Source organism: Gemmatimonadota bacterium (assembly GCA_016719105.1).
Taxonomy (GTDB): Bacteria; Gemmatimonadota; Gemmatimonadetes; order Gemmatimonadales; family Gemmatimonadaceae; genus SCN-70-22.
Genome location: JADKAQ010000004.1, coordinates 360,736 through 386,147, shown reverse-complemented (window position 1 = coordinate 386,147; position 25,412 = coordinate 360,736). Strand labels below are relative to the sequence as shown.

The 25,412-nt window shown below is 70.3% G+C and carries 17 protein-coding genes; 12 read left to right on the top strand and 5 right to left on the bottom strand.

All coding sequences use genetic code 11. The annotated features are described in order from the left end of the window. Nucleotides 1-66: 66 nt before the first annotated feature. From IPN47_09690 to IPN47_09680, 3 genes are all read left to right on the top strand, one after another. Complete coding sequence (locus tag IPN47_09690) at nucleotides 67-1,554, top strand: AMP-binding protein (GenBank protein ID MBK9408308.1); 1,488 nt, start codon at nucleotides 67-69, stop codon at nucleotides 1,552-1,554. Then, complete coding sequence (locus IPN47_09685; GenBank protein ID MBK9408307.1) at nucleotides 1,551-2,813, top strand: C4-dicarboxylate ABC transporter; 1,263 nt, start codon at nucleotides 1,551-1,553, stop codon at nucleotides 2,811-2,813. Before IPN47_09690 ends, IPN47_09685 begins: the two co-directional genes overlap by 4 nt. 271 nt (nucleotides 2,814-3,084) lie before the next feature. Further along, nucleotides 3,085-3,570 (top strand): hypothetical protein, encoded by a 486-nt coding sequence (locus tag IPN47_09680; GenBank protein MBK9408306.1) that lies wholly within the window; start codon nucleotides 3,085-3,087, stop codon nucleotides 3,568-3,570. A gap of 115 nt (nucleotides 3,571-3,685) precedes the next feature. Here IPN47_09680 and IPN47_09675 read toward each other — a convergent pair whose 3' ends face one another. Together IPN47_09675 and IPN47_09670 are read right to left on the bottom strand one after the other, a co-directional pair. Next, entirely contained in the window at nucleotides 3,686-5,695 is a 2,010-nt protein-coding gene (locus IPN47_09675; protein MBK9408305.1) for a S9 family peptidase, read from the bottom strand. A gap of 172 nt (nucleotides 5,696-5,867) precedes the next feature. Further along, entirely contained in the window at nucleotides 5,868-7,718 is a 1,851-nt protein-coding gene (locus IPN47_09670) for a diguanylate cyclase (protein ID MBK9408304.1), read from the bottom strand. 403 nt (nucleotides 7,719-8,121) lie between these two features. On the opposite strand from IPN47_09670, the gene rfbB reads away from it, so the two are divergent. From rfbB to IPN47_09645, 5 genes are all read left to right on the top strand, one after another. Continuing rightward, nucleotides 8,122-9,213, top strand: a complete 1,092-nt coding sequence (gene rfbB, locus IPN47_09665; protein MBK9408303.1) for a dTDP-glucose 4,6-dehydratase — start codon at nucleotides 8,122-8,124, stop codon at nucleotides 9,211-9,213. Continuing rightward, the gene (locus IPN47_09660) at nucleotides 9,210-9,647 is read left to right on the top strand and encodes an FdtA/QdtA family cupin domain-containing protein (protein MBK9408302.1); all 438 of its coding nucleotides are present in this window, start codon (nucleotides 9,210-9,212) and stop codon (nucleotides 9,645-9,647) included. The genes rfbB and IPN47_09660 overlap by 4 nt, the downstream gene beginning before the upstream one ends. Nucleotides 9,648-9,802: 155 nt before the next feature. After that, nucleotides 9,803-10,819, top strand: a complete 1,017-nt coding sequence (locus IPN47_09655; protein MBK9408301.1) for a GNAT family N-acetyltransferase — start codon at nucleotides 9,803-9,805, stop codon at nucleotides 10,817-10,819. Next, nucleotides 10,816-12,279, top strand: coding sequence for an NAD(P)/FAD-dependent oxidoreductase (locus tag IPN47_09650; GenBank protein ID MBK9408300.1), 1,464 nt, complete (start codon nucleotides 10,816-10,818; stop codon nucleotides 12,277-12,279). Before IPN47_09655 ends, IPN47_09650 begins: the two co-directional genes overlap by 4 nt. Nucleotides 12,280-12,374: 95 nt before the next feature. Beyond that, nucleotides 12,375-14,171 carry a glycosyltransferase family 61 protein gene (locus IPN47_09645; protein ID MBK9408299.1) on the top strand — a complete coding sequence of 599 codons (1,797 nt, stop codon included), beginning with the start codon at nucleotides 12,375-12,377 and terminating at the stop codon, nucleotides 14,169-14,171. A gap of 74 nt (nucleotides 14,172-14,245) precedes the next feature. On the opposite strand, the gene IPN47_09640 is transcribed toward IPN47_09645, so the two are convergent. Both IPN47_09640 and IPN47_09635 read right to left on the bottom strand, forming a co-directional pair. Further along, nucleotides 14,246-14,671 carry a hypothetical protein gene (locus IPN47_09640; protein MBK9408298.1) on the bottom strand — a complete coding sequence of 142 codons (426 nt, stop codon included), beginning with the start codon at nucleotides 14,669-14,671 and terminating at the stop codon, nucleotides 14,246-14,248. A gap of 131 nt (nucleotides 14,672-14,802) precedes the next feature. Then, nucleotides 14,803-16,494 (bottom strand): amidase, encoded by a 1,692-nt coding sequence (locus IPN47_09635; GenBank protein MBK9408297.1) that lies wholly within the window; start codon nucleotides 16,492-16,494, stop codon nucleotides 14,803-14,805. Nucleotides 16,495-16,897: 403 nt separating this feature from the next. Between IPN47_09635 and IPN47_09630 the strand changes: the two genes are divergently transcribed. Next, on the top strand, nucleotides 16,898-18,466 hold the full coding sequence (locus IPN47_09630) for a sodium-dependent transporter (protein ID MBK9408296.1): 1,569 nt from the start codon (nucleotides 16,898-16,900) through the stop codon (nucleotides 18,464-18,466). Nucleotides 18,467-18,591: 125 nt separating this feature from the next. On the opposite strand, the gene IPN47_09625 is transcribed toward IPN47_09630, so the two are convergent. Further along, nucleotides 18,592-19,359, bottom strand: coding sequence for a TetR/AcrR family transcriptional regulator (locus IPN47_09625; protein MBK9408295.1), 768 nt, complete (start codon nucleotides 19,357-19,359; stop codon nucleotides 18,592-18,594). Between the two features lie 280 nt (nucleotides 19,360-19,639). Here IPN47_09625 and IPN47_09620 point away from each other — a divergent pair, with 280 nt between their 5' ends. The 3 genes from IPN47_09620 (at nucleotide 19,640) to IPN47_09610 (ending at nucleotide 25,376) form a co-directional block, all read left to right on the top strand. After that, the gene (locus tag IPN47_09620; protein ID MBK9408294.1) at nucleotides 19,640-21,019 is read left to right on the top strand and encodes a TolC family protein; all 1,380 of its coding nucleotides are present in this window, start codon (nucleotides 19,640-19,642) and stop codon (nucleotides 21,017-21,019) included. Between the two features lie 113 nt (nucleotides 21,020-21,132). Beyond that, on the top strand, nucleotides 21,133-22,275 hold the full coding sequence (locus IPN47_09615; protein ID MBK9408293.1) for an efflux RND transporter periplasmic adaptor subunit: 1,143 nt from the start codon (nucleotides 21,133-21,135) through the stop codon (nucleotides 22,273-22,275). Further along, on the top strand, nucleotides 22,272-25,376 hold the full coding sequence (locus tag IPN47_09610; protein MBK9408292.1) for an efflux RND transporter permease subunit: 3,105 nt from the start codon (nucleotides 22,272-22,274) through the stop codon (nucleotides 25,374-25,376). Before IPN47_09615 ends, IPN47_09610 begins: the two co-directional genes overlap by 4 nt. Nucleotides 25,377-25,412 lie beyond the last annotated feature (36 nt).

Genomic DNA, 25,412 nt, shown 5'->3' with positions numbered 1-25,412 from the left:
GAAGGGAAGGCGGTGCACGCGCGTTGAACTGGCGGCGCGCCGTGCAGGCGCTAGGTTAGCGCCGCCATGCAACTTCTCGACCTGTTCGACCTCTCGCTCCTCGGGCGCCGCGACGTCCCCGCGCTCGAGCACGAGCGCGCCGATGGCACCGTCGAGACGCTGACCTTCGGTGCGCTCGACGCGCGCAGCAACCGCCTGGCGCGCCTCCTCGAGCGTCGCGGCGTGCAGCCGGGAGATCGCCTCGCGCTCTACCTCCCCAATCGCGCCGAGTTCATCGATCTCTTCCTGGCCTGCGTGAAGCTCGGGGTGATTGTCGTCCCGATCAACATCCTGTACCGGGAGCGCGAAATCGCCCACATCGTGAGCGACGCCGAACCCGTGGCGGTGGTGGTGGCCGGCGACGAGGGGGCCTCGCTCTTCCCCGCCTCGACGGCGGTGTGGGAGATCGCGGCCCTCGTGCGCGATGCCGCAGGGGAAGAGGACTCGACCGTCCGCCGGGCGATCGATGGCGACGCGGCGGCGGCCATCGTCTACACGTCGGGAACGACCGGGCGCTCGAAGGGGGCAGTCCTCTCGCACAACAACTTCCTCGCCAACGGAGTCTCGCTCGCCGCGTGCTGGCGCATAACGAGTGACGATCGCTACCTCGCCGTCCTCCCGCTCTTCCACGTGCACGGGTTGGGCAACGGGATCATCGCGTGGCTCATCACCGGGTGCCGGATGCGGCTGGCGGAGCGCTTCGACGTGGCGCGTGCGGCGGCGCTGTTCGAGGCGTTCCAGCCGACGCTCTTCTTCGGCGTGCCGACCGTGTACGTGCGCCTGCTCGAGCTTCCCGCCGACGTGGCGGCGCGCATCGGCCGGCGCATGCGACTCTTCGTCTGCGGCTCGGCGCCGCTCTCGGCGGCGACGCTGGAGGCGTTCCGCACGCGCTACGGGCACACGATCCTCGAGCGCTACGGGATGAGCGAGACGCTCATGAACATCGGCAACCCGTATGAAGGGGAGCGGCGCCCCGGGGCGGTGGGGCTGCCGTTTCCCGGGGTGTCGGCGCGCATCGTCGCGGCCGACGGAGGCGAGGTTGCGGTCGACGACGTCGGCGAGTTGCTCGTGCGCGGCCCGAACGTCATTCGGCACTACTGGCGCCGCCCCGATGCCGACGCCGAGGCGTTCGTCGACGGCTGGTTCCGGACCGGCGACCTCGCCCGGCGCTCCGCCGATGGCTACTACACGCTGTGCGGGCGCCGTTCGGACCTCATCATCTCCGGCGGCTTCAACATCTACCCGCGCGAGATCGAGGAGCTGCTCCTGGAGTGCGCGGGGGTTCGCGAGGCCGTCGTGGTCGGCGTGCCGGACGAGCGCCGCGGCGAGCTCCCCGTGGCCTACGTCGTCGCTGACGACGAGGGGGCGCTCGCGGGGCTGGGTGAGCAGTGCCGCCGGCAGCTGGCGAGCTTCAAGGTTCCGCGCGCCTTCGTGCGGGTGGACGCGCTCCCGCGCACGGCGTTAGGCAAGGTGCAGCGGCACCTGCTCCCGCCGTGGACGCCAGGCGCGCCGTGACCCCGGCCATCCTGTCGCTCCTCGCACTCGTCGTCGCGCTGGCGCTGTCGATGACGTCGCGCATCAACGTGGGGCTGCTGGCGGTCGCCCTCGCGTGGGTCATCGGCGTGTACGCCGCCGGGCTCAAGCCCGACGTGGTCATGGCGGGCTTCCCGATCACGCTCTTTCTCACGCTCACCGGCGTCACCCTGCTGTTCGCGATCGCCGACACCAACGGGACGCTGGAGCGACTCGCGCAGCACGCGGTGCGCGCCGCGCGCGGCAATGCGCGGGTGCTCCCGGTCCTCTTCTTCCTCATCGCCTTCGCCATTTCCACGGTGGGGCCCGGCGCCATCTCCAGCGTGGCGCTGGTGATTCCGCTGGCGATGGCCATCAGCGAGCGCACGGGCGTGTCGCACTTCCTGACCGCGCTGATGGTGGCCAACGGGGCGAACGCCGGGAACCTCTCCCCCATCTCGTCGGTGGGCGTGATTGCCAACAACGCGATGGCGAAGGGCGGGTTGGGGGGACACGAGTGGCGGGTATGGGCGGCCAACTTCGCCGCGCACGCGCTCGTGGCACTGGCGGCGTACCTCGTGCTCAGCGGCCGGCGCGAGGTCGCGCCCGCTGGCGAGTCGCGCGCGGCGACGGCGGTGGCCGCGACCGATGTGGCGCTCAGCGGACACCAGCGCCTGACGAGTCTCCTGATCCTCGCGTGGATCGTCGGCGTCGTGGGGTTCAAGCTCAACCTCGGGATGTCGGCCTTCGGGACGGCGGCGCTCCTCCTTCTGGCGCGGGCGGGCGATGAACAGGCCGCGATCCGGAAGGTGCCGTGGGGGGTGATCCTGATGGTGTGCGGCGTCTCGCTCCTGATCGCCCTCCTGGAGAAGACCGGGGGGATGGACCTCTTCACGACGCTGCTCGCGCGCCTGGCGACGCCGGTCACCCTCAACGGCGTGATCGCCTTCGTGACCGGGGCCATCTCGACATACAGCAGCACCTCGGGGGTCGTCCTTCCCGCCTTCCTTCCGACAGCCGCAACGTTGGTGGAAAAGGTCGGCGGCGGCGACCCGCTCGCGGTCGCGCTGTCGATCAACGTGGGCTCGGCACTGGTGGACGTGTCGCCGCTGTCGACGCTTGGGGCACTGTGTGTCGCCGCGGTGTCGAGCCCGCTGGCCTCGCGCGCCCTCTTCAACAAGCTCCTGGCCTGGGGGCTGGCGATGACGGTGGTGGGGGCGGTGCTCTGCCAACTGATGGCCGGCCTCTTCGCCCGAGCCTAACGGCCGGAGCGCACGCATCGCGAGCGCACGCATCGCGAGGTCTCCGCTGGCACGCCGCGATACAGCACTGCATCGCGTCACGGCACCGCTCGATGCGGTGCCGTTTTCGCAACTCCTTGCGGGACCGCCACTTGGGTTGCTGCGCACGCGGGCGCCGCACTTGCCATTCCTCGGGGCACGCCCGGCGATGCTGCAGACGCCGGCGTCGCACCACTCCGGATGCGAACCCTTCAGGCGCATCGTCGCGCCGCCATCACCCGAGGATGCCCCCATGACGTTCCGCCACGCCGCCCTTCTGCTCATCGCCACCAGCGCCCTCACCGCCTGCAGCACCGACAGCACCGGCCCTGCCTCGCCGCAGGCGATCGCGTCCTCGTCATCGGACAGCGCGGCGTCCAGTGCTTCGGGCTCGTCGAGCAGTTCGTCGAGCAGCTCGTCCAGCGCCAATCGCGTGCGCCTCGAGATCGCCCTCAAGGGAGTGTCGCCGTACGCCAACGCCAAGGGGAAGGCGAAGTGGTCGTCGAAGCCGAGCGAGCGTGAGCTGCAGATCGAGATCGAGAACGTCGCGGCCGGGACGTCGGTGAACTTCTTCGTGGGCGGGGCGAAGGTGGGGTCGACGCAGGTGACCAATACGCTGCGCCAGGCGAGCATCAACCTCAACTCCACGCTGGGCCAGTCGGTCCCGATGAGCGTGACGGGGCAGGTGGTCGAGGTGAAGACGGCGGCCGGCGTCCTGGTCGCCAGCGGCAAGTTCTAGCGGACGTCGTCAGGCGGCGCGGCGTTCGGGCGCGCGATCCGGGGAGGGATCGCAGCATTCGCCCGGACGCCGCGCCACGCGCGCCTCGCCGCTTCGCGCGACTCGCCGCTTCGCGCTATGGGGTGATCGGGCGCAGGTACTTGTCGTACCAGCCGAGATAGCGCTGGTATCGGTCGAGCACGAACGACGGGCGCGAGATGCCGTGGAACTGCCCGGGATAGACGACCAGCTGGGCATCCACGCCTAACGACTTGAGCGCCATGTACATCTGCTCGCTGCCGGTGATGGGCACGTTGGCGTCCTTCTCGCCCCCCATGAACAGCGTCGGCGTCTTGATCCGGTCGGCCTTGTAGAAGGGATACGAGAGCTTCTCCCACAGCTTCGGGTTCTTCCACGGAGCGCCGAGTTCGTTCTCGTACTGATAGATGTACTGGTCAGTACCGTACATCGTCGTCTGCAGTGCACTCCCCGCCCCACTGCTCGCCGCCTTGAAGCGCGTGGTGGTGGCGATGATGTAGTCGGTCAGGATCCCGCCGTAGCTCCAGCCGCCGATGCCCAGGCGCTCCGGATCGGCGATCCCTAACGAGATGACGTGGTCGACGCCGGCCAGGAGGTCCTGCACCTCCTTGTTGCCCCAGTCGGCGAAGATCGCCTTCTTCCACGCCTGCCCACGCCCGCTGCTCCCGCGGTAGTTCACCGCGAGCACCAGGTAGCCGTTGGCCGCGTAGAGCTCCCGCTGGAAGGCGAAGGCATGCTGGTCCTGCCCGTTGGGGCCGCCGTGAATCCAGAGGAGCAGTGGATACTTCTTCCCGACCTGGAACCCGGCTGGCTTGACGAGGAGCGCGCCAACGGTCAGCCCGTCCTTGTTCTTGAAGTCGACGTCTTCGGTGGTGCCGAGGGCGAGTTGCGCGAGGAGGGAGTCGTTGACGTGGGTGAGCGCGCGCAGCGCCCCTTTCTCGACGGCGAAGAGCTCCGGTGTCGTCGTCGCGGTGGCGGCGCGCGCGACGAGGCGCCCGTCGGGCGCGGCATCGTACGTCCAGATGACGCGCCGTCCGTCGATCAGGCGCGTCACCGCCCCGCCCTCGGCGGGGACGGTCGCCAGGTGCACGGCACGGTCATCCCCCAGAATGAAACGAATCGTGCGGCCGTCGGGGGTCCAGGAGAGGTCGCCGACATCGCGGTCGAGCGTGGCGGCGAGGAGGCGCGGCGTCCCGCCGGTGCTGGGGATCACCGCGATGGTCTCCTGCGCATACGCCGAGAGCTGCGGCTCGCCGGACTGCAGGTAGGCGATCCACGCCCCGTCGGGGCTCCACACGGGCTCCGCGTCGTCGCCCCGCCAACTCGTCAGGCGCTGCGGCGTCGACCCGGCGACGGCATCGACGACGTACACGTCGCTGTTGTTCTCGCGGTCCGGGTCCTTGCCCTCACGCCGGGAGACGAAGGCGATGCGCCGTCCGTCCGGCGACCAGCGCGGCATGCGGTCGTCGAAGTCTCCGGTCGTCAGCTGCACGCCCTTCTTCGTCGCGACGTCGACGATCCAGAGGTGATCGCGCTGCCGGTTGAGGTAGCCGGCATAGTCGCGCTTGAACGCGTACCGGTCGACGACGATCGGCTTGGGGTTCTTGTCCTTCAGCGAGTCGGGCTTGGCCTCCTCGGGGTCGGGGTCGTGCGAGGTGACGACGATGCGCGTCCCGTCGGGGGACCACTCGTAGTCGGCGACCCCACCCTTGAGGTCCGTCAGCCGCACCGCCTCGCCACCGGCACGATCGAGCAACCAGAGCTGCCCCCCCTTGCTCTCGAATCGTCCCGAGACAAATGAGAGATAGCGATTGTCGGGCGACCAGCGCGGGTTCGACTCGCCCTCGGGAGAGCTCGTCAGGCGCAGTGTCCGCGTCCCGTCCCAGCTCACCATCCAGACGTCGCTATCGGACTTGTCCTTGGCCGAGTCGGTGGTGGCGACGGTGTAGGCGACCCAGGCCCCGTCCGGGGAGATGCGTGGGGCGCCGACATCGCGCAGGTGGTAGAAGTCGCTCGCCTTGAGCGGGCGGGTCCCCTGCGCCGCAGCGGCGGCGGCGAAGCACGACGTGAGCGTGACGGCACTCGCGAGAACGAGACGGAGGCGCATGCGGGCAGGAGCGAAGGGATGACGGGAACAGTCGAGCGAAGGTCCGCTCACATTAGCCCGCCGGAGTGCACCATGCCAAGCACCCGGGACCGCCCTCGGCGCTCCCGCCCCCGGGGGGCGAGCGCAACGCGCCAGCCGGAATCCCATCCACCGGCCAGTGGCGCGGTGGCGGCTAGGCCGCCTCGGCGAGCGTCACGCGATTGCGCCCGCCCTGCTTGGACCGGTAGAGCGCGCGATCGGCGTGCTCCAGCAGTTCGGTCACGACGGTGGTGTGCGACGTGGCCGTGGCCGCGCCGACGCTGATCGTGATCGCACGCTCGGCCCACGGCGCCTCCTCGATCGCGAGGCGCAACCGCTCTCCCATCATCGCCGCGCCCTCGGGGTCGGTGTTCGGGAGCACGATCGCGAACTCCTCGCCGCCGTAGCGGACGGCGATGTCGGTGTCGCGGATGGCCCGGCTCAGGAGTCGGGCGACTGACCGCAGGACCTCGTCGCCGCGCGGATGGCCGAAGGAGTCGTTGAACGCCTTGAAGTGGTCGATGTCGAGCAGGAGCAACGAGACCGGCTGCCCGCTGCGCCGGATGCGTGCGAGTTCCTCGACCAGGCGCTCCTCGAAGGCGCGCCGGTTCTTGAGCCCCGTGAGGCCATCGTGCGAGGCGAGCGCCGCCAAGCGGGCATTCGCCTCGAGCAGGCTCTCCTGGTGCGTCTGCAGCTTGCGCCGCGCGTCCTCGAGCTGGCGCTCGTAGTCCTTGCGTTCGGTCACGTCGCGCGACGACGCCTGCAGCCTAACGACGCGCCCTTCGCCGTCGGCCACCGAGCGCCACATCATCTCCAGCCAGAGGTGCTTCCCCGTCTTGTGCAGCATGCGACAGGAGATCGCCGTCACGGGTGCCCCGCGCAGGAGGTCGTCGAAGTGCCGGCGCAGCCGGTCGCCGTCGTCCGGATGCACCATGGCGAACGGGCTCATGCGCATCACCTCGTCCGGTGTGAAGCCGAGGACGCGTTCGCACGAGGGGGAGATGTACGCCACCCGTCCCGACGGATCGTGCAGCGAGACGACGTCGCTCCCGTTCTCGGCGAGCAGCCGGAATCGCACTTCGCTGTCGCGCAGCGCGGCCTCGGCCCGGGTGCGGTCCACGTGCGTGTGATGCACCTGGGTCGCGTTCCACGCGATGAGCCCCACGAACACCAGGATCATCGCCACGACGAAGAGCATGATGACGAGATCGGGCTGCTCCGCGCGCGACGAGCTGCGCAGCCCCCAGATCGCGATCCAGCCGAATACGGCCGGCGCGAGGAAGCCGGCGGGGAGCAGGCCGCGCGCCATGGTCCCGCCAGGGCCATCGCTCAGCACCACCGCGAGGACTCCCGACTCGCGGCGCAGCGAGAGCACCCCGAGCGCCATCAGCGAGAACGCCACGCTCGTCGGCACGGCCATGCGATTGAAGTGCCCGATGGTCTCGAACCATCCACTGCGATAGGCGTGCGCGAGCAAGGCCACCTGCGACAGCGCGAGCACGACGATGGCGAGCACCTGCGCCAGCGCTTCGCGCGCCTGCACTCGGTGCGCGAGCAGGAGAATCGACGTCCCAAGCAGCGTGAAGTTGACGGCCGCGGCGACGGCCATGCGATTCGACCGCCCGTCGCCGGTTGCGGCCATCGCATCGTGGAAGAGGACCGTGTCGATACCGCCCGCCTGTCCCACCACGGCGCCGAAGAGTCGCACGCCCCCCGCCACGATGACCGCCGCGGCGAGCGCGCGCGCCACGAGCCAGCCACGACTTCGTTCGATCGAGGTTGCCATGAGCCACAGCGCCGCGCCGAGTCCAACGAAGCACAGCGCCGCGGTGGGATTGGTGGACGCGTTCGTCGCCGGCCCGAGCGCGCGCATCTCCGGGACGCGCATCGTCCAGCCCACCAGGATCAGGATCCCGATCGACGTCGTGATCCCGGCGCTGACGTGCGGAAAGACCGCGCCTCGGGTTGCCGATGCGCGCGAGGCGCCGGCGCCCAGGGCGGGCATCGGAACGGGAGGAGTCGGGCGGGTCAGGGATGTCATGTCGAACTCTGTCCAAGGACGTCACGAGCCGGAGGGGGGTCACGACCCGCGTGGTCGCTCGCCGCGATGCGCAGCGCCCGCGCCTTGCGCCTCCCTGATGCCGCACGCTGCGAAGGTGACGAGCGGCACAATCGGCCGCCGTGCACCGAAACGTCCCCGTGCGATCGGCAAGAAGTGCCTCGATCCGATCGCGACGGCGGGGAGCAGGGGCGATGGACGCGACGGGTGCGTGCCCCCGTCAGCTGCTCTAACCCGCCAGCGACGCACGACTTAGCACGGGACGACACGACGCCGGCAGCCCGCCGTTGCCGGGTGGCCCCCGGCTTGCCTTTCCCTCGTCGATGCGGCCCGGGTTCGCGAGCTCGGCATGCCGCCATCACCCAGGGGAACGTTCGTGCACGAGGCACCGATTCTCGTCACTGGCGGGGCAGGCTTCATCGGCTCCGCGCTCGTCAGGCACCTCGTCCTGGAGCGCGGCATCCCGGTCGTGACCGTGGACGCCCTGACCTATGCGGGTCACCTGACCTCGCTCGGTCACGCCGCCCGGTCGCCGCTGCACACGTTCGAGCACGGCGACATCGCCAATGCGGCGTCGGTCGAGGGCCTTTTCGTTCGGCACCGTCCACGCGCGGTGATTCACCTCGCGGCCGAGTCGCACGTGGACCGGTCGATCGACGGACCGGCCGCCTTCGTGCACAGCAACGTCGTGGGGACGTTCACCCTCCTCGAGCAGGCGACGCGCTACTGGAACGCTCGCCCGTCGGACGGGCGCCGCGACTTCCGCTTCGTGCACGTCTCCACCGATGAGGTCTTCGGCGCACTCGACGCCGCGGGGACCTTCACCACGGCCTCACCCTACCGCCCCACCTCACCCTACGCCGCGTCGAAGGCCGCCAGCGATCACTTCGCGCGCGCCTGGCGGCAGACGTACGGGCTCCCGGTCATTGTCACCAACTGCTCCAACAACTACGGGCCGTATCAGTACCCGGACAAGCTGATCCCCCTCGTGATCCGGAAGGCGTTGGCTGGCGACGCCATCCCGGTGTACGGGACCGGGCGGCAGGTGCGTGATTGGGTGCACGTGGAGGACCACGTGCGCGGCCTCGTGGCGGCGCTCGAGCGTGGGACGCCCGGGGCGACCTACCTGTTCGGTGGCGCGACCGAGCGCACGAATCTCGACGTGGTGCACGCCATCTGCGACGCCGTGGACGCGATTGCATCTGACGGCGGTACCCGGCGCCGCCTGGTGACGCACGTCGCCGACCGCCCCGGCCACGATTTCCGCTACGCCGTCGACGCCTCGCGCACGACCGCCGCCCTCGACTGGACGCCCCAGCGCGCCTTCGCGCAGGCACTCCCCGAAACGGTAGCCTGGTACGCGGCCAACCGCGCGTGGGTCACGGAGGTGATGGGCGATCGATACGACGAATCACGCCTCGGCCTGGGAGCGGCGGCATGACGGCGGGGGCCAGCGTCGGAGACTGCCGCCTGATCGGGCTCCCGCAGCACAGCGATGCATGCGGAAGCCTCACGGTGCTCGAGCGCGTCTCGGAACTCCCCTTCGACGTGCGTCGTGCCCTCGTGATCACCAACGTCCCGACGGGTGGCTCGCGCGGGCACCATGCCAACATGCTGACCTCCGAACTCATCGTCTGCGTCGCCGGGGCGCTGACGATTCGTGTAGAGGACGGACGGTCGTCGCGGAGCATCCCGATTTCGTCCATCACCGGCGCCGTCCTCGTGCCGGCGACGCTCTGGGTGGAACTGCGCGACTTCGCGCTCGGCACCGTGGTGCTCGTGCTGGCCGACACCGACAGTCGCGATGCACGGCACGCCTACATCCGTGAGCATGCGTCGTGGCTCGAGGCGCGCGGGGTGATTCATGCTGCCTAACGCGCCGTCCCGTGAGCGCACCCCCGCGCCGCCCCCTCCCCGGACCGCGCGGCACTTCGCGACGACGCGGGACCTTCCACACTCGCCCATCATGACATCCCACGACGTCGACCGGGTGATCGACGACGTGCTGTCCGACGCCAGACGCCCCGCGCATGCCTGAGCACGATACCATTGCCTCCTCGCCGCTGGCCCCCGCGATTCGTCGTCCCTCGGCGGACACGTCACTCGACGTCGCACTGTTGCAGGACCCGGGCGATCGCCTGGCCCCGGCGGCCGACATCTGCCGCTCGCCGGCCTTCTTTCGCTTGCACGCGGCGTCGTTCAACCGGGCGTGGTACGCCACCGCGTTGGATGCGTCGAACGGCGCCGTCCTCGCCACGGCCTGGTTTGCCGAGACGGCGCCGGGTGAGGCCCGCTCCGGGGCGCACGGCCCATACGGCGCCTACTACACGCCGTTCTCACCGCTTCCGCTCTCGCTCGCCACGCGCCTGATCGCGGTGACCGAGGCAGAACTGCGGGCGCGCGACATCCGCCACCTCCAGATCACGCTTCCGCCAGCTGCACACGAGGAAGCGGCCCACGCCGAGTGGATGAATGCCTACCTGCGCCTCGGCTACCGACCGTCAGCCCCTGATCTCAACTTCCATGTGTGGGTCGGCGACGAACCGCTCGCCAGCCGCATGACCGGCGCCAACCGTTCGATCGTGAAAGGCGCCGATCGGCTGGGGATGTTTGCCCGTGCGCTCCGCCCCAACGAGCGCGCCGATGCCTACAGCGTCAACGTGCAGAATCGCACGCGACTCGGCCGCCCGATGACCATGACGCTCGAGGCACTCCTCGAGTTGAGTACCGTGATCCCGGGGTCGGTGCATTGGTTCGGCGTCTTCCGCGGAGAGGAGATGATCGCCGCCAGCGTCTGCATCCGGCTCTCGGCGGAGGCACTCTACATCTTCTATCTGGGCGAGGTCGACGGCGTGGAGCGACTGAGCCCGGTCACGCTGCTCGTCGCGCACATCCACGACTGGTGCCGCGATCACGGCATCGCGCTGCTCGACTTCGGGATCGCGAGCCAGAGCGGTGTGCCCAACGAGCGAAAGATGTCCTTCAAGCGCAGCCTCGGCTTCGACGTCTCACCCAAGTACACCTTGGCCAAGGGACTCGACGCGTGACCACCATCGTCTACGGCGGCTCACTGGCGGCGCTCGTCGCGTGCGACCAGCTGACGGGGGCAGGTCACCCCGTCACGCTCGTCACGCCCACGTCGCGGCTCGGCGGGCACTTCGCCGGCGAACGACTCGGCGACGCGCGATTCGACCGTGGGCTGGTGGTCTTCGACTTCGGCGAGCCGAACGCCACCGGCTTCCCCGATCCCGTCACGTACGATCCCGACGCGAGGAACGACGGCGGGCGCTTCGGAAACCTGCTCGCCAGCTACACGGTGTCGCTCGGCATCTCGATCGGGCGCGCCCCGGGTTTCGTCATGTGGTCGGACGGTCGCTTGATTCCCGACTTCGTGTGCGATGCGCGCCTCGAAGGCGTTCGCGCCCTCCCCTCGTGGCTGCGCGCGCACGCGCGCGCCGAGCTGGAGGCGATGCTCGCCACCGACCAGCACGCGCAGCACGTCCAGCGTCAGCACCTCGCGCCGCGCGACGACAGCGCCTCGTACGAAGTGGCCTCCATCGCCAACCACGGCGCGGTGCTGCACCACAGCTGCTTCGAGCCGTTTGCGCGAAAGGTCACCGGCAGCCCGAGTTCCGAACTCCTCGCACGGCACGCGCGGTCGGCGTGGCTCCCGCTGTTCGGGACCGAAACGCTCGCCGCCGCCTTCGCGGGAGGCGACGAGCTGCTCTCCGAGATCCCGTTCCATGTCGTGCGCGGCGGCGCCGTCGCCGACCTGGTGCCAGCCATTGTCCGACGCCTCGAGGGATCACCGCTCCTGACGCATATCGTTCGACGGGCCTGTGGTGTGCACGCGGACTCGGCGGGGATCCGCGTAGAACTCGACGATGGCGCCGTGCGCGGGACGCGCCTCATCTGGGGGCACGACCTCGAAGACCTCGCGACGATCACGGGGAACGCCCCCGTCGCCCCGGTGGTGCGAACCCCGGTCGTCATCGTCCTCGCCCTGGTGTCGCGTGCCGAGATGGCTGCGCCCGACGTGGGGACGGTGATCGTCCCGGACGACCAGGCCATGCCATTCCGGATCACCAACCAGAGCGCCAACGCCGGCGTGCCGGACGAGGCGCTGGTGCGCCTCAGCGTCGAATGGGGTGGCGCCGACGCCCCGGCCGACGACGACGCGCTCCTGGCGCTCACGCAGGCCGCGCTCGCGCGGGTCGGGATAACCACCGGCGATGCCGGCTTCGTGGCGCACCGGATCATCAGGATTCGCCGCGCGCTCGTCTTGCCGAGCGCCGACAATCGCGACACCATCCATGACATGCGGCAGCGCATCGACGCGTGCGGTCTCCCGATCGTCCCGGTTGCACCTGCCGCGGGCTTCGGGGTGGCCTCACTCAATGACCAGATCGTGCAGGGGATGAAGGCGGCGCGTCTCGTCTTCGCGGCGACCGGACGGACGGTCTCTCAGGCCGACGGCGCCGACGGCGCCGGTGCGGTCGCGGCCTGACACGCCATGCTCACCGTCCGCCTCATCGTACCGCCTCGCGCCACCCGCGTGTCCGCTCGCGGCCCCCTCACCACCCTTTCCGCCGCGCGTTCCGCATGACCGCCGCTCCTCGCTTCCCCACACCGCCCAGCGCCCCGATCGCCCCTGCCGATGCGCTCGTGGCCCACGCCGAGGCGTTGCGCTTCGCCGGTCGCGTACCCGAGGCCGAAGCGGCGCTCCGCGATGCGATCACGATCGCCCCCGAGAACCTTGGCGCGCACCGGGCGCTCGCCCTGCTGCTCGCCAACGAGTATCGCGACCTCGAGGCCTTCGCCGCCTGCGCCACCATGCTCGCCCGCGCCGGGCACGGCGACGCCGAGACGTTGCGGCTGGCGGCGGAGCTCCTCCTCTTCCTGCACATTCGGCACGCCGCGCTCGTGAGCCGGCAGGACGAGCCGGTGCGCCTCGACTTCCGCGCGATCGGCGTCCCCGACGTCGCGCCGATGATGCTCGCCCCCGAGCTGCTGGGACGGGCGCGTGCCCTGGCACAGACCGCCGTCGCCCTCGCCCCGCACGACGCCGTGGCCGAGGCCACGCTCGCCGAATGCGACCTGCGCGCCGGCCACGCCAGCGCCGCCCGCAAGTTCGCCGAGCGCGCGGTGGCGTGCGAGGCAACCGCCGGCACGCTCATCACACGGGCGCTCGCCACCTTCGCCGACCAGGACGAAGCGGCCGCCCTCGACCTCCTCCGCCAGCCGCAACTCACCGAACTCGTCCCCGCGCTCGGGACGGGTCGGCAGGGCATCCTCACCGTCGACCCCGGCTTCGCCCCGGCCACGTCTGCCGCCGACCCAGCGCGGCGCGAGTGGTCGATCGCGTATCACGTGCACCACGCCGGCACCGCGCACGCGCGTCGCGTCACGGTGCGCACCGGCCCCTCAGAGGTGCGCATCATCACGGGGGCCCGGGTCGTGGGCGACCTCTTCTTCCCCGTCGATCGACGCGACCGCGCGTACGTGCATGGTGTGGTCGACGAGCCCGACGTGCAGTTCGGTGTCCCCCGCTGCCACGACCTCCCCACCGTCCTGTCGCAGGGACGAAACAGCGTCCTGTGGGCGACCGACGACCGGCGCCTCCTCCTGCACTCTCCGACCGCCGAGCGGGTGCGCGGCGGACGCGCCTTCCTGCTCGCGTCGAACTTCTCCGCCAACTACTACCACTGGATTGCCGATTGCCTGGGGCGCATCGCCGCGGTCCCGGAGGTCCTGACCGACCCGGACATCCGCTTCATCGTCCCGGCGCCGTTGCAGCCGTTCCAGGTGGAGACGATGGCGTGGCTGGGGATCACGCTCGATCGTGTGGTGCAGGTGGCGCCTGACGAGGTGGCGGAGTTCGATGAGGTCACGGCGGTGCACCACCGCAAGGACGGCGGCTGCACCGACGCCGGCACGTGGCAGTGGTTGTGTGGCCAGCTGACGATCCCCACCCTGGCCCCCACGCCGGCCCCCACGCGACGGCTCTACCTGCGGCGCCGATCGGGTGCCACCATGCGACGCCTCCTCAACGAGCCGGAGGTCGAGGCCGTCTGCCGGGAGTTCGGCTTTGAAGGCGTGGAGCCCAGCGCCCTGACCGTCTCGCAGCAACGCGACCTCTTCTCGGAGGCGGCACTGGTGGTCTCCCCGGTCGGGGCGTCGCTCACCAACCTCCTCTTCACCCCGTCAGGCGCACGCACGGTGCTGTTCGGGCAGCGGGGCTACATCGTCCCCTGCTACAACGCCCTTGCCGATGCGATGGGGCACTCGGTGCGCTACGTCCTCGGGACCGAGCAGCAATCGCCATCCGTCTATCCGCACTGGGACTTCCAGCTCGATACCAGCGAACTACGCCAGGCGCTGCACGCGGAACTCGCCTGACGACGCGACGCGGGCCGGACGCGTGAGCGCGTAGGCCGCGCACGCGCGGAGGCGGGCACGCGCCGACGTGCGCGCTACACCACGTCGGTGTCGGCCTGCCCCGTGATGCGCCGCGAGAAGTGCGACCACGACATCCCGACGCCGAGCACGATCGAGACGGCGATGAGGACGACGTTGGTGATCCCGCGTGAGCTGGTGGCGCTCACCAGGTGGCGATCGATGAGGAGCCAGATCACGCCGCCCGCGATCGCCGTGACGAGCAGTGCCCCCATCCAGCCGATGGAGCGGCGCGTCGCCTGGATGTAGACGACCCACCCGGCGAGCAGGACGGTCCCCGCGAGGAATTTCACCGCGCCGAACGACTTGATGTCCTGCAGCAGCGGGGCGACCGCCCAGTGATAGAAGGAGTAGCCTTCGGGGTTGTAGGTCGCGAAGACCAGGACGGCCGCGGCGACGACACGCGCGGCGACGCCGCCCCAGGAGACCGACTCGGCAGCCATGACGTATTGCGGGTAAAGGTGAGGGAACGAGCGCGGGGCGCGCGTCGCACGACACGGCCCGGCGCCGCCTGCGTCCCCGGGGCGAAACTACCCCGCTCGCCACAGCGGCACCAGCCGGACGGACGCCTTTCCTACGGGGCCAGCTCAGCCGTGGCCAGGAAACGCGGGGCGCGCCGGGCGCGCGTCGCCTGCTCGTAGGCGTACGCGAGCCTAACGAGCTTCCCCTCCTCCCACGCACCGCCGATGAACGACAGTCCCACCGGGAGGCCGAAGATCCGCCCGGCCGGCACCGTGATCGTGGGGTAGCCGGCGACCGCCGCCAGCTGCGAACTCCCACCACCGAAATGATCGCCGTTCACCAGGTCGATCAGCCAGGCCGGCCCCCCTGTGGGGGCGATGAGCGCGTCGAGGCGATGGGTGCGCAGCGCCAGGTCGATGCCGCGGACGCGTGACTGCTGTCGGCAGGTCGCGAGCGCCTTGCGATAGGCCGGCGCGTCGAGCCCGCCCTTCGCCTGCGCCTGCAGAAGGATCTCCTGGCCGAAGTAGGGCATGCTCTCGGCGCGATGGGCGTCGTTGAAGCGGATGACGTCGGCGATCGACCGGGGCAGTCCCTCACCCGACAGCCCGGCGAGATACGCATTGATCCCGGCCTTGGACTCGGTGAGCAGGACCTCGTACTCCGCGTCGCCGTACGACCCTAACGAGGGGATCTTGAGCGGATCGACGAGGATCGCCCCCGCCTCCCGGAGGGCCGCGAGCGCTTCCTCCATCACCGCGTCGACCGCCGGCCCGGCATTGAACAGTTGGCGCACCACGCCAAGGCGCGCGCCCTTGAGCCCCGCCGCGTCGCAGAACGCCGTGTAGTCCGGGGCGATATGTCCCGCGGCCGCTGCCGTCGCCCGGTCGCGCGCGTCGACGCCGGCCATGACCGTCAGCAGCGCCGCCGCATCGCGCACCGTGCGGCACATCGGCCCCGCCGTGTCCTGCGTGTGCGAGATGGGGATGATCCCCGCCCGCGACACCAGCCCCACCGTGGGCTTGATCCCCACCAGGCCGTTCGCGTTCGCCGGACAGACGATCGATCCGTCGGTCTCGGTCCCGATCCCCACGGCCGCCAGATTGGCGGCGATCGCCGCCCCCGTCCCGGCAGACGAACCACAGGCGTTGCGATCCAGCGCATACGGATTGCGCGTCAGGCGCCCGCGCCCGCTCCAGCCGCTGATGGAGCGCGTCGACCGCCAATTGGCCCACTCCGACAGGTTGGTCTTCCCGAGGAGCACCATCCCCGCCGCGCGCAGTCGTTCGGCAACCCCGGCGTCGCGAGCGGCGCGCGAGTTGGCCAGCGCCAGCGCGCCCGCGGTCGTGTGCATGCGGTCGGCGGTATCGATGTTGTCCTTGATCAGGATCGGGATGCCGTGCATCGGACCGCGCACCGTGCCGGCCGCACGCTCGGCGTCGAGGCGCTCGGCAATCGCCAGCGCCTCGGGGTTCACCTCGATGACGGAGTTGACCGAGGGACCGGTTCGATCGATGGCCTGAATGCGATCGAGATAGGCCTGCGTGATCGCCACGGCGGTGAAGCGCCCGCTCGCCATGCCGGACTGCAGTTCGGCGACCGTGATCTCGTCGAAGCGGAACTGCGCCGGCGTCGCGTGGGCGCCCGGCGCAGCGTTCGCGACGCGTGGACGGGCGACCGATGCCAGGCCCACGGCGCCAGCCACGCCGAGCGTCAACCCCCGCCTAACGAACTCACGGCGGTCGGGCGTGGAGGCGGCAGGGGTGACGGACGACGGTGCGGAATCGGACAGACCGGGGCGGACCATGGAAGCCTCTCACGCGCGGGGCGCGGACGTCGGTGGGGAGCGGAGCGGCCCATCGGGGCGAGCGAACGGCGGGATGGTACCTTGCCGAGCGGCGAAGGGGTAGGCGTCGATGGGCCGGCGGAGCATGTGCGCGGGACGGTCCGCCGACGGTGGCGATGCGGGGTGCCGCGCCGCCGTCGGCGGGTCGGCGCTCGGAGGCCTCGGCGATCGCGCGCGCCCCCTCGCGGCCGAGCGTGCACCGGAGTAACATCGCGCGGCTTCGCACCGGCGCTCCACCGCCACACGGATGTGGTGCGCCGGACGAAGGTGCGGCCCGCGAGTGCCCAGCGCCGACACGGGTACCGCCGTGCGCTGTGGCCTTGCTCCCCCGGCCTTTCCCCCTCACCGTCCCTCCGGAGGGTTCGTGTCCCAACCGCAAGGATTCTCCTCGCGCCTAACCATGATGCTGGCCATGCTGAGCATGGCCGTCGGCACCGGCAACATCTGGCGCTTTCCCCGCATCGCCGCCAGCAACGGCGGAGGCGAGTTCCTCGTCGCCTGGCTCGTCTGCCTGTTCAGCTGGTCGATTCCCCTCATCCTGATCGAGTTGGGGATGGGGCGCATGACCCGGCGCGGGTCGGTGGGCGCCTTCGTGATGACGCAGGGGAAGTCGTCGGCGTGGAAGGGGGGCTTCATCGCGCTCGTCGCCGCCGCCATCATGTGCTACTACTCGGTGGTGTGTGGTTGGACGCTGCGGTACTTCATTGCCTCCGCAGGCGGGGCGCTCACCGGCGACAATTCGGTGAGTTACTGGCGTGACTTCTCGACCTCGCTGGCCCCGGTGCTCCCGCACATCATCGCGATCCTGGGGGCCACATGGATCGTGGCACGCGGGGTCAAGGGGATCGAGCGCGCGACCACAATCATGATGCCGATCCTCATCGCCATCATCCTGCTGCTCACCGGACGCGCGCTGATGCTCCCGGGAGCGAAGGACGGACTCGCGTACCTGTACTCGGTCGACTGGCACCGCTTGAGCGACGCCAACATCTGGCTGCAGGCGCTCACGCAGAACGCCTGGGATACCGGTGCCGGCTGGGGGTTGGTGATCTGTTACGCTGCCTACATGCGGCACAACGAGGACACCGCACTCAACGGCTTCATCCTCCCGGCGGCGAACAACATCGTCTCGTTATGCGCGGGGATGATGGTCTTCTCGACGGTCTTCACGGTCGTCCCGCAGTTGGCCTCGCAGCTGGCCAGCAACCCGCAGGCGCTGGCCGACTTCCCTGCCCTGCAGGAGGCGGTGCAGCAGGGGCAAGTGCTCAACGCCGACCTCGTGCAGCGCACCATCTTCGGTGCCGGCAACGAGGGGGTGACGTTCATCTGGATCCCCAAGCTCTTCGCCACCCTCCCGGCGGGGCGGCTCCTGATGTCGTTCTTCTTCCTGGCGCTCTTCTTCGCCGCCTTCACCTCGCTCATCTCGATGGTGGAGCTCGGGACGCGCGTCTTCCTCGACATGGGTTGGCCGCGGGAGAAGGCGGTCTGGGTCGTCGGCGTGGCGGGACTCGTCCTCGGCCTCCCGTCGGCCTACTCGCTCGACTTCCTGCACAACCAGGACTGGGTGTGGGGGATCGGGCTCATGATGTCCGGGCTGCTCTTTGCGCTCGCCGTGATCCGGATTGGGGTGACCAAGTTCCGTGAGGAGCAACTCAACCACGAGCACTCCGACATCCGCATCGGGGCGTGGTGGGACATCCTGGTGAAGTACCTCGTCCCCTTCCAGGCCATCGCGCTCATGCTCTGGTGGAGCTGGCAGGTGCGCGGCCCCGGATCGATGAACCCGTTCGGGATCGAGAACATCGGGACGATCCTCTTCCAGTGGGCCATCGCGCTCTTCATCCTCTTCCTGTTCAACAAGAAGTTGGGCGTGCTCAAGGACGTCAGCGCGCCGGATCTCGAGGCCAACAGGATGCCGCCCAGCATCCCCTGATCGGCACGTTGCGCCCTGGCGCACCCGCCAGATGCACACGCGCCCGGCCAGCTGGCCGGGCGCGTGTGTTTCAGGCGTCGGGACGGCGCCATGAGGCGGCGCTCCGTTCCGTGGCAGGCGCCGCGTTAGGCGCCGCGGCCAAACTCGCGGTCGAGTGGCTCGAAGTAGCGCACCAGCATGTCACGCAACTCGCGCAGCAGCTGCGCGCGCGCCGCTGGCGGGAGCGCCCCCGACCGCTCACACGTGACCCCGACCGCCACCACCGACAGGCGCGTCGCGGCCATGCGCCGCTCGGCGCTCATGCGCGGCAGGCGCAGCTCCAGGAAGTGGCGCACCTGGTCGATGATCGCCTCGTCGAGCTCCTCTTGCACCGAGCAGCCGCCGAAGCGGCGATGGATCACGGCCTCCACCAGGGCGAACGATGGCGTGTCGTTCACGAAGCTCGCATGGGTCCCGATGATGCGATCGAAGAGTTCGGGAAGCGGCGCATCCAGCGACTCGAGCGACATCGCATGGGCGTTGCGCTCGCGAATGCGCTCGGCGAAGCGATGCCCGACGGCGAGGACGATCGCGTCCTTGTCGCGGAAGAAGTGGTAGAGCGACCCCATCGAGGCACTGGCGCGCTCCGCGATCGCGTTCGTCGTCGCGGCATCGACACCCACGTCGGCAAAGACCGCTTCGGCGGCATCGAGGATCTGCTCCACGCGACGGTGCCCGCGATCCTGCTGCGGCGCGCGCACCGGGTCGACGCCGTCGACGTGCGCGGGCTCCGCCGGCGAGACCGCCGGCGACCTCAACCGCTTCTTCGCGCCGGCCGCAGCCGTGGCCTTGCGCGGAGCCCCCTTGGCTTGTGCCGCGTCTCGGGCGCGCGGTCGTGCGTTGGTCTTGGCCATGTGTCCTCCGGTGCAGCGGGGGATGATACCGTCCGGCGACCTCGCCCGCATGGCTCCCGTATGCTCGTCCTCGTTACAAACTAGAGATGTTCGACTAGTATTGACAAGTGGAGCAAACCCTCTACTTTTATCGTCAAAGTAGAGGAGTTGCTCTAAAATGCCCGGTTCGTCTCGTCGTCCCCGTCCGACCCTTCCCGCGCAGCCCGGCGCGCACCGGCCTGCGCGCGGCCGCGTCGCAGCACTCGCGCGGCCGCGTGCCGCCGGCCGCACCGGTGCCCGCATGGCGCGCGCTGTCGCGTTCGTCGCGGGCCTCGCGGTCGCCCCGGCGCTGCTCGCGCAGGACGGCGCTCCAAAAAGCACCCCACTCGACGCACTGGTCGAGACGGGGCTGCGTCAGAACCTTTCGCGCCGCCAACAGCTGCTCGCGGTCGAGCAGGCCGATGCCGCGGTGCGCGAGGCGCGCGGACTCTATCTCCCATCGGCCACGCTCAACGCCCGCTATACCGAGCTGGCCGGCAACACCGTGGACCTCGGGACGCTCATCAATCCGGCGTTCGGTGCGCTCAACCAGCTCCTGCAGCGTCCGGCCTTCCCCACCAACATCGACATGCGGCTCCCGCTGCGGCAGGAGACGACGGTGCGCCTGGCGCAACCGATCTTCCAGCCGTCGATCATCGCGGCCAACCGCGTGCAGTCGGCGCTGGCCGATGCCCAGGGGGCACAGCGCGATGTGCAGGCGCGCCAGCTCACCGCCGACATCAAGTCGGGCTACCTCACGTTCGCCAAGGTGCAGCAGGTGGTCGCGCTGTACGACAGCACCCTCCCACTGCTCGATGAGCAGGTGCGCGTGAGCGAGCGCCTCGTGCAGGCCGGCAAGGCGACCCCCGACATGATCCTGCGCGCGCGCGCCGAGCGCAGCGACGTGCAGCAGCGGCGCGACGAAAGCGTGCAGCTGGCGGAGGCGTCACGCGAAGTGCTGAACCTCCTCCTCAACCGCCCGCTCGACACCGAGGTCGCCATCATTCCCGACTCGGCCCTCGGCTTCGACTCGCTCCCGGCGCTCGACGTGCTGCGGCGTGAGGCCGCGAGCGGGCGGGAGGAGCTGCGGCAGGTGGCGCATGCGCGACGCGCCGTCTCGGCGCAGGAGCGGCTGGCCCAGGGGAGCTTCCTCCCCAGCCTCTCCGTGGCGGTCGACTACGGCGTGCAGGGGAAGGACTACCGGCTGGACCGCTCGCGCGACTTTGCCGCGCTCACCGTGGCCGTCAGCTGGAACCTCTTCAACGGCGGGCAGGACGCGGCGCGCATCCAGCAGGCGTCGCTCGACGGGCGTCGGCTCGAGCTGCAACGCCAGGAGCTGGAACAGCGCATCGCGCTCGACGTCACCACCGCGTGGCAGGGGGCGGCGGTGGCGCGCAGCGCCATCCGCACCGCCGATGACCGCTTGCAGAGCGCGAAGCGCACCTTCGAGCTCGTCAGGCGCAAGCAGGAGGAAGGGGCCGCCTCGCAGCTCGAGTTCCTCGACGCCCGCACCGCGTTCACGAGCGCCGCCCTCAACCGCGTCATCACCCGCTACGACTACTACCTGCGCCGCGTCGCGCTCGAGCGTGCCGCCGCCAGCTACAACCTCACGCGCGGCGCGGGAGGGGTGGGACGGCGGTGATGCCGGGCGATGGCGCGTCCGTTCACGCGCCGGTCCCTCGCTCGCGCATCACCCCGCCCACCTCGCGCCGCTCGCCCCCTCGACGCCCTCTCCAGCACGCTCCGGAGTCCGACATGCCGACCGCCCCCCACCTGCTCCACCCGCCCATGTCACCCGCGCACGCGGGGCGTCGCCCCCTGCAGGCCGTCGTCGCCCTGCTCGCACTCGTCGGGGCGGCCGCCTGCGGCCGGAGCGATGCCTCGGCGGCCGACACCACGCCGCGCGCCATCCCGGTGGAGCTCGCACAGGTGCAACTCCGCGAGCTCGCCCCACCGGTCGTCGCCACCGGGGCGTTAGGCGGCAAGGAAGAGGTCGACCTCGCCTTCACCACGGGAGGGGTGATTGCCCGCATCCTCGTCGAGGAAGGGGCCACGGTCCGGGCCGGGCAGCTCCTGGCCGAGCTCTCGTCCGACCCGGTCTCGTCGGAGGTGGCCAAGGCCGAGCAGGGGACGCTCAAGGCGGCGCGCGACCTGGCGCGCGTGCGCGCCCTGCACGCCGACTCGATTGCCACGACCGAGCAGCTGCAAGACGCCACGACGGCGCTGGCCGTCGCCGAGCAGAACCTGCGCGGTGCGCGCTTCAGCCTCGCGCACGCCGTCGTCCGCGCGCCGTCGACCGGCGTGGTCCTGCGCCGCATGGCCGAGCCCAACCAGGTGATCGCCGGCGGGACCCCCGTCCTCACGGTGCGCACGGCGCAGCGCGGCGTGGTCCTGCGCGCCGGCCTCCCCGACCGCGACGCCGTGCGCGTGCGCCTGGGCGATTCGGCATCGGTCTCCTTCGACGCCCTCCCCGGCGAACGCTTCCGCGCCCGCGTCACGCAACGCGCCTCGGCCGCGTCGCCGATGAACGGGACGTACGCCGTTGAACTCGCCCTCGAGCCGAGGGCCGAGTCGCTGGCGTCGGGCCTCATCGGGCGCGCCGAGATCCGCACGCGCGCGCAGGGCCAGGTGGCCGCGCTGCCGCTGGAGGCGCTGGTCGAGGCCGACGGGGATTCGGCGACGGTCTTCGTGGTCGAGGCCGGGGGCGACCGCGGGACTCGCCGTCAGGTGCACATCGCGCGCATCGTCGGCGACATGGTGGCGCTTGCCTCGGGCGCCAAGCCCGGCGAATGGGTCGTGGTCCGGGGCGCCGCCTTCATCGATGAAGGGACGCGCCTCACCGTCCGCCAGCGCAACGGCGGCGACGGCGCGGCGACGGCGCGCAAGGAGGCCCGGTGAACATCGCCCGCTTCTCCGTCAGGAATCGCCAGTTCATGCTGGTGATCCTTGTCGCGCTCGTCGCCCTCGGCGTCTTCTCGCTGCGCACCATCCCGCGCGCCGAGGATCCGACCTTCCCCATCCCGGCCTACGTCATTGTCGCCGTCTACCCCGGGGCGAGCCCGATCGACCTGGAGCAGCTCGTCGCCGACCCGATCGAGAAGCGCATCAAGGAGCTGGACAAGCTCAAGGCCATCCGCACGACGGTGGAGGACGGGCTGGCGACGGTCGAAGTGGAGTTCGAGGCCAACGTCGATGCCGACGCGAAGTACGAGGAGGTCCTGCGCGAGTTGAACGCCCTGCGCCCCGACCTCCCCGACGACCTGCTGCGCCTGGAGACACGGCAGTTCGACGCCGGCCGCGTCAACATCGTGCAGCTGGCGCTGGTCTCTCCCACGGCGCCCTACGCCGACATCGACCGCGAGGCGCGCCGCCTCAAGGACCTGCTGTCGCGACGGGACGGCGTTCGCCAGGTGCAAGCGTGGGCGATCCCCGAGCGCGAGGTGCGGGTGGCGATCGACCTCGGCCGACTGGCGCAGCTCCGGATCCCGGTGACACAGGTCCTGCAGTCGATCCAGAGCGAAGACGCGAACATCCCCGGCGGGAGCGTCGATGCGGGCGGCCGCAAGTTCAACGTCAAGACGAGCGGGAGCTATCAGACGCTCGACGAGGTGCGGCAGACCGTCGTGGGCGGCGGTGGCGGGGCGACGGTCCGGTTGCAGGACGTGGCCACGGTGGAGTGGAGCTACGCGGAGGCCAAGCACCTGGGACGCTACAACGGCCAGCGCGCCGCGTTCGTCACGGCCAGCATGAAGAACGCGCGTAACATTTCCCAGGTCCGCGACGACATCTGGGGTGTCCTCGACGAGTTCGAGCGCGACCTCCCGGCGTCGATGACGCTCGCCCGCGGCTTCGACCAGTCGCGCAACGTCGAGGCGCGCCTCCGGAAGCTCGGCGTCGACTTCGCGCTGGCGATCCTCTTGGTGCTGGTCACCCTTCTCCCGCTGGGGCTGCGTGCCGCCGGGGTGACGATGGTCTCCATCCCGTTGTCGCTGGCGATTGGCGTCTCGCTGCTCAAGGCGACCGGCTACACGATCAACCAGCTGACGATCGTCGGCTTCGTGATCGCGCTCGGCCTGCTCGTCGACGACTCCATTGTGGTCGTCGAGAACATCGCCCGCTTCCTGCGGGAGGGGCATTCGCGCACGCGTGCCGCCATCCTCGCCACGCAGCAGATCACCGTCGCGGTGCTGGGGACTACGGCGACGCTGATGTTCGCCTTCCTCCCCTTGCTCATGCTCCCCGGCGCCTCGGGGAAGTTCATCCGCGGGATGCCGCTGGCGGTGATCTTCACGATTCTCGCCTCGCTCCTGGTCTCGCTCACGATCATCCCCTTCCTCGCCTCGGTCTTCCTCGAGGAGACAGCGGGACACGGGAACATCTTCCTGCGCGCGCTCAACCGGGCGATCGACGCCACCTACTCGCGCCTCCTGCACCGGGCGCTTGGGCGCCCGCGCACGACGCTGGCCGTCGCAGCGGGGCTCTTCGTCGGTTCGCTCGCCCTCATCCCGATCGTCGGCTTCTCCCTCTTTCCCAAGGCGGGGACACCGCAGTTCATGATCACCGTCGAGACGCCGGACGGCTGGTCGCTGACCGAGACCAACGGCGTGGTGCAGCAGGTGGAGCAGGCACTCCTGTCGCGACGCGACGTGACGTCGGTCTTCGCCAACGTGGGCCGCGGCAATCCGCAGGTCTACTACAACGTCGTGCCGGGCGGCGAACGCAACAACGTAGGCGCGCTCTTCGTCCTGCTCGATCACTACGACGGACGCCACACGCCGCTGATGCTCGATTCGCTGCGGCGACGCCTCGACGCCATCCCCAACGCCCGCATCCTCGTCAAGGAGTTCGAGAACGGCCCGCCCATCGAGGCACCGCTCGCGTTGCGCCTGACGGGAGAGCACCTGGACACGCTCCGCGCCGTGGCGGGGCGCATGGAGCGCCTCATCGCGACCACGCCAGGCACGCGCGACGTCGTGAATCCGCTCCGGGTCAACCGCACCGACCTCACGCTCGACATCGACCGCGCCAAGGCCGGGCTGCTCGGGATCCCGACGGTCGAGATCGACCGCACCGTGCGGCTCGGCATCGCCGGGCTGCGGGCCGGTTCGTTCCGCGACCTCGACGGCGAGGAGTACGACATCACCGTCCGGCTCCCGCGCGGCGAACGGCAGGTGCTCTCGGCGCTCGATCAGGTGTACGTCGGCTCGGTCACCGGGGCGCAGGTGCCGCTGTCGCAGGTGGCCTCGGTGCGCTTCGAATCGTCGCCGCCGCTCATCCAGCACCAGGATGCCGAGCGCGCGGTGACGGTGACGAGCTACGTCCAGACCGGCTTCAACACCGATCGCGTGACCAAGGCGGTGCTCGCACGCCTCGGGGAACTCAAGCTCCCGGCAGGCTATCGCATCATCCCGGCGGGCGAACTGGAGTCACGGCAGGAGAGCTTTGGGGGGCTCGGGACGGCCATTCTCCTCGCCACCTTCGGGATCCTCGCCATCCTCATCCTCGAGTTTCGCACCTTCAAGGGGATGGTCATCGTGGCGTCCGTCATCCCGCTGGGGATCATCGGCGGGCTCGCCGCCCTCCTCGTGAGCGGCTACACCCTCTCCTTCACCGCGGTCATCGGCTTCGTCGCGCTCATCGGGATCGAGATCAAGAACTCGATCCTCCTGGTCGACTTCACCAACCAGCTGCGCGACGACGGGATGGAGCTGCACCAGGCCATCGAGACGGCGGGGAAGATCCGCTTCCTCCCGATCGTCCTCACCACGCTCACGGCCATCGGCGGCCTCTTGCCGCTGGCCATCCAGGGATCGTCGCTCTACTCGCCGCTGGCACTGGTGATCATCGGCGGGTTGATCAGCTCGACGATCCTGAGCCGCCTGGTGACCCCGGTGATGTACATGCTCCTCCCCCCGGCGTTAGGCCGAGTGACCGCGGACGACGAGATCGACGTCCGTCACGGCGCCACGCTGGCACCTGCGGGACACGCGGTGGGGTGAGCCGCCGGCGGGTTGGTGCTGGTCGCGATGCGTGCC

Excerpts from the sequence above, each read along its gene's own strand:
- IPN47_09690 (MBK9408308.1), top strand. The coding sequence starts at position 67 with ATGCAACTTCTCGACCTGTTCGACCTCTCGCTCCTCGGGCGCCGCGAC.
- IPN47_09680 (MBK9408306.1), top strand. The coding sequence starts at position 3,085 with ATGACGTTCCGCCACGCCGCCCTTCTGCTCATCGCCACCAGCGCCCTC.
- IPN47_09675 (MBK9408305.1), bottom strand. The coding sequence starts at position 5,695 with ATGCGCCTCCGTCTCGTTCTCGCGAGTGCCGTCACGCTCACGTCGTGC.
- IPN47_09670 (MBK9408304.1), bottom strand. The coding sequence starts at position 7,718 with ATGCCCGCCCTGGGCGCCGGCGCCTCGCGCGCATCGGCAACCCGAGGC.
- rfbB (MBK9408303.1), top strand. The coding sequence starts at position 8,122 with ATGCCGCCATCACCCAGGGGAACGTTCGTGCACGAGGCACCGATTCTC.
- IPN47_09660 (MBK9408302.1), top strand. The coding sequence starts at position 9,210 with ATGACGGCGGGGGCCAGCGTCGGAGACTGCCGCCTGATCGGGCTCCCG.
- IPN47_09655 (MBK9408301.1), top strand. The coding sequence starts at position 9,803 with ATGCCTGAGCACGATACCATTGCCTCCTCGCCGCTGGCCCCCGCGATT.
- IPN47_09645 (MBK9408299.1), top strand. The coding sequence starts at position 12,375 with ATGACCGCCGCTCCTCGCTTCCCCACACCGCCCAGCGCCCCGATCGCC.
- IPN47_09640 (MBK9408298.1), bottom strand. The coding sequence starts at position 14,671 with ATGGCTGCCGAGTCGGTCTCCTGGGGCGGCGTCGCCGCGCGTGTCGTC.
- IPN47_09635 (MBK9408297.1), bottom strand. The coding sequence starts at position 16,494 with ATGGTCCGCCCCGGTCTGTCCGATTCCGCACCGTCGTCCGTCACCCCT.
- IPN47_09625 (MBK9408295.1), bottom strand. The coding sequence starts at position 19,359 with ATGGCCAAGACCAACGCACGACCGCGCGCCCGAGACGCGGCACAAGCC.
- IPN47_09620 (MBK9408294.1), top strand. The coding sequence starts at position 19,640 with ATGGCGCGCGCTGTCGCGTTCGTCGCGGGCCTCGCGGTCGCCCCGGCG.
- IPN47_09615 (MBK9408293.1), top strand. The coding sequence starts at position 21,133 with ATGCCGACCGCCCCCCACCTGCTCCACCCGCCCATGTCACCCGCGCAC.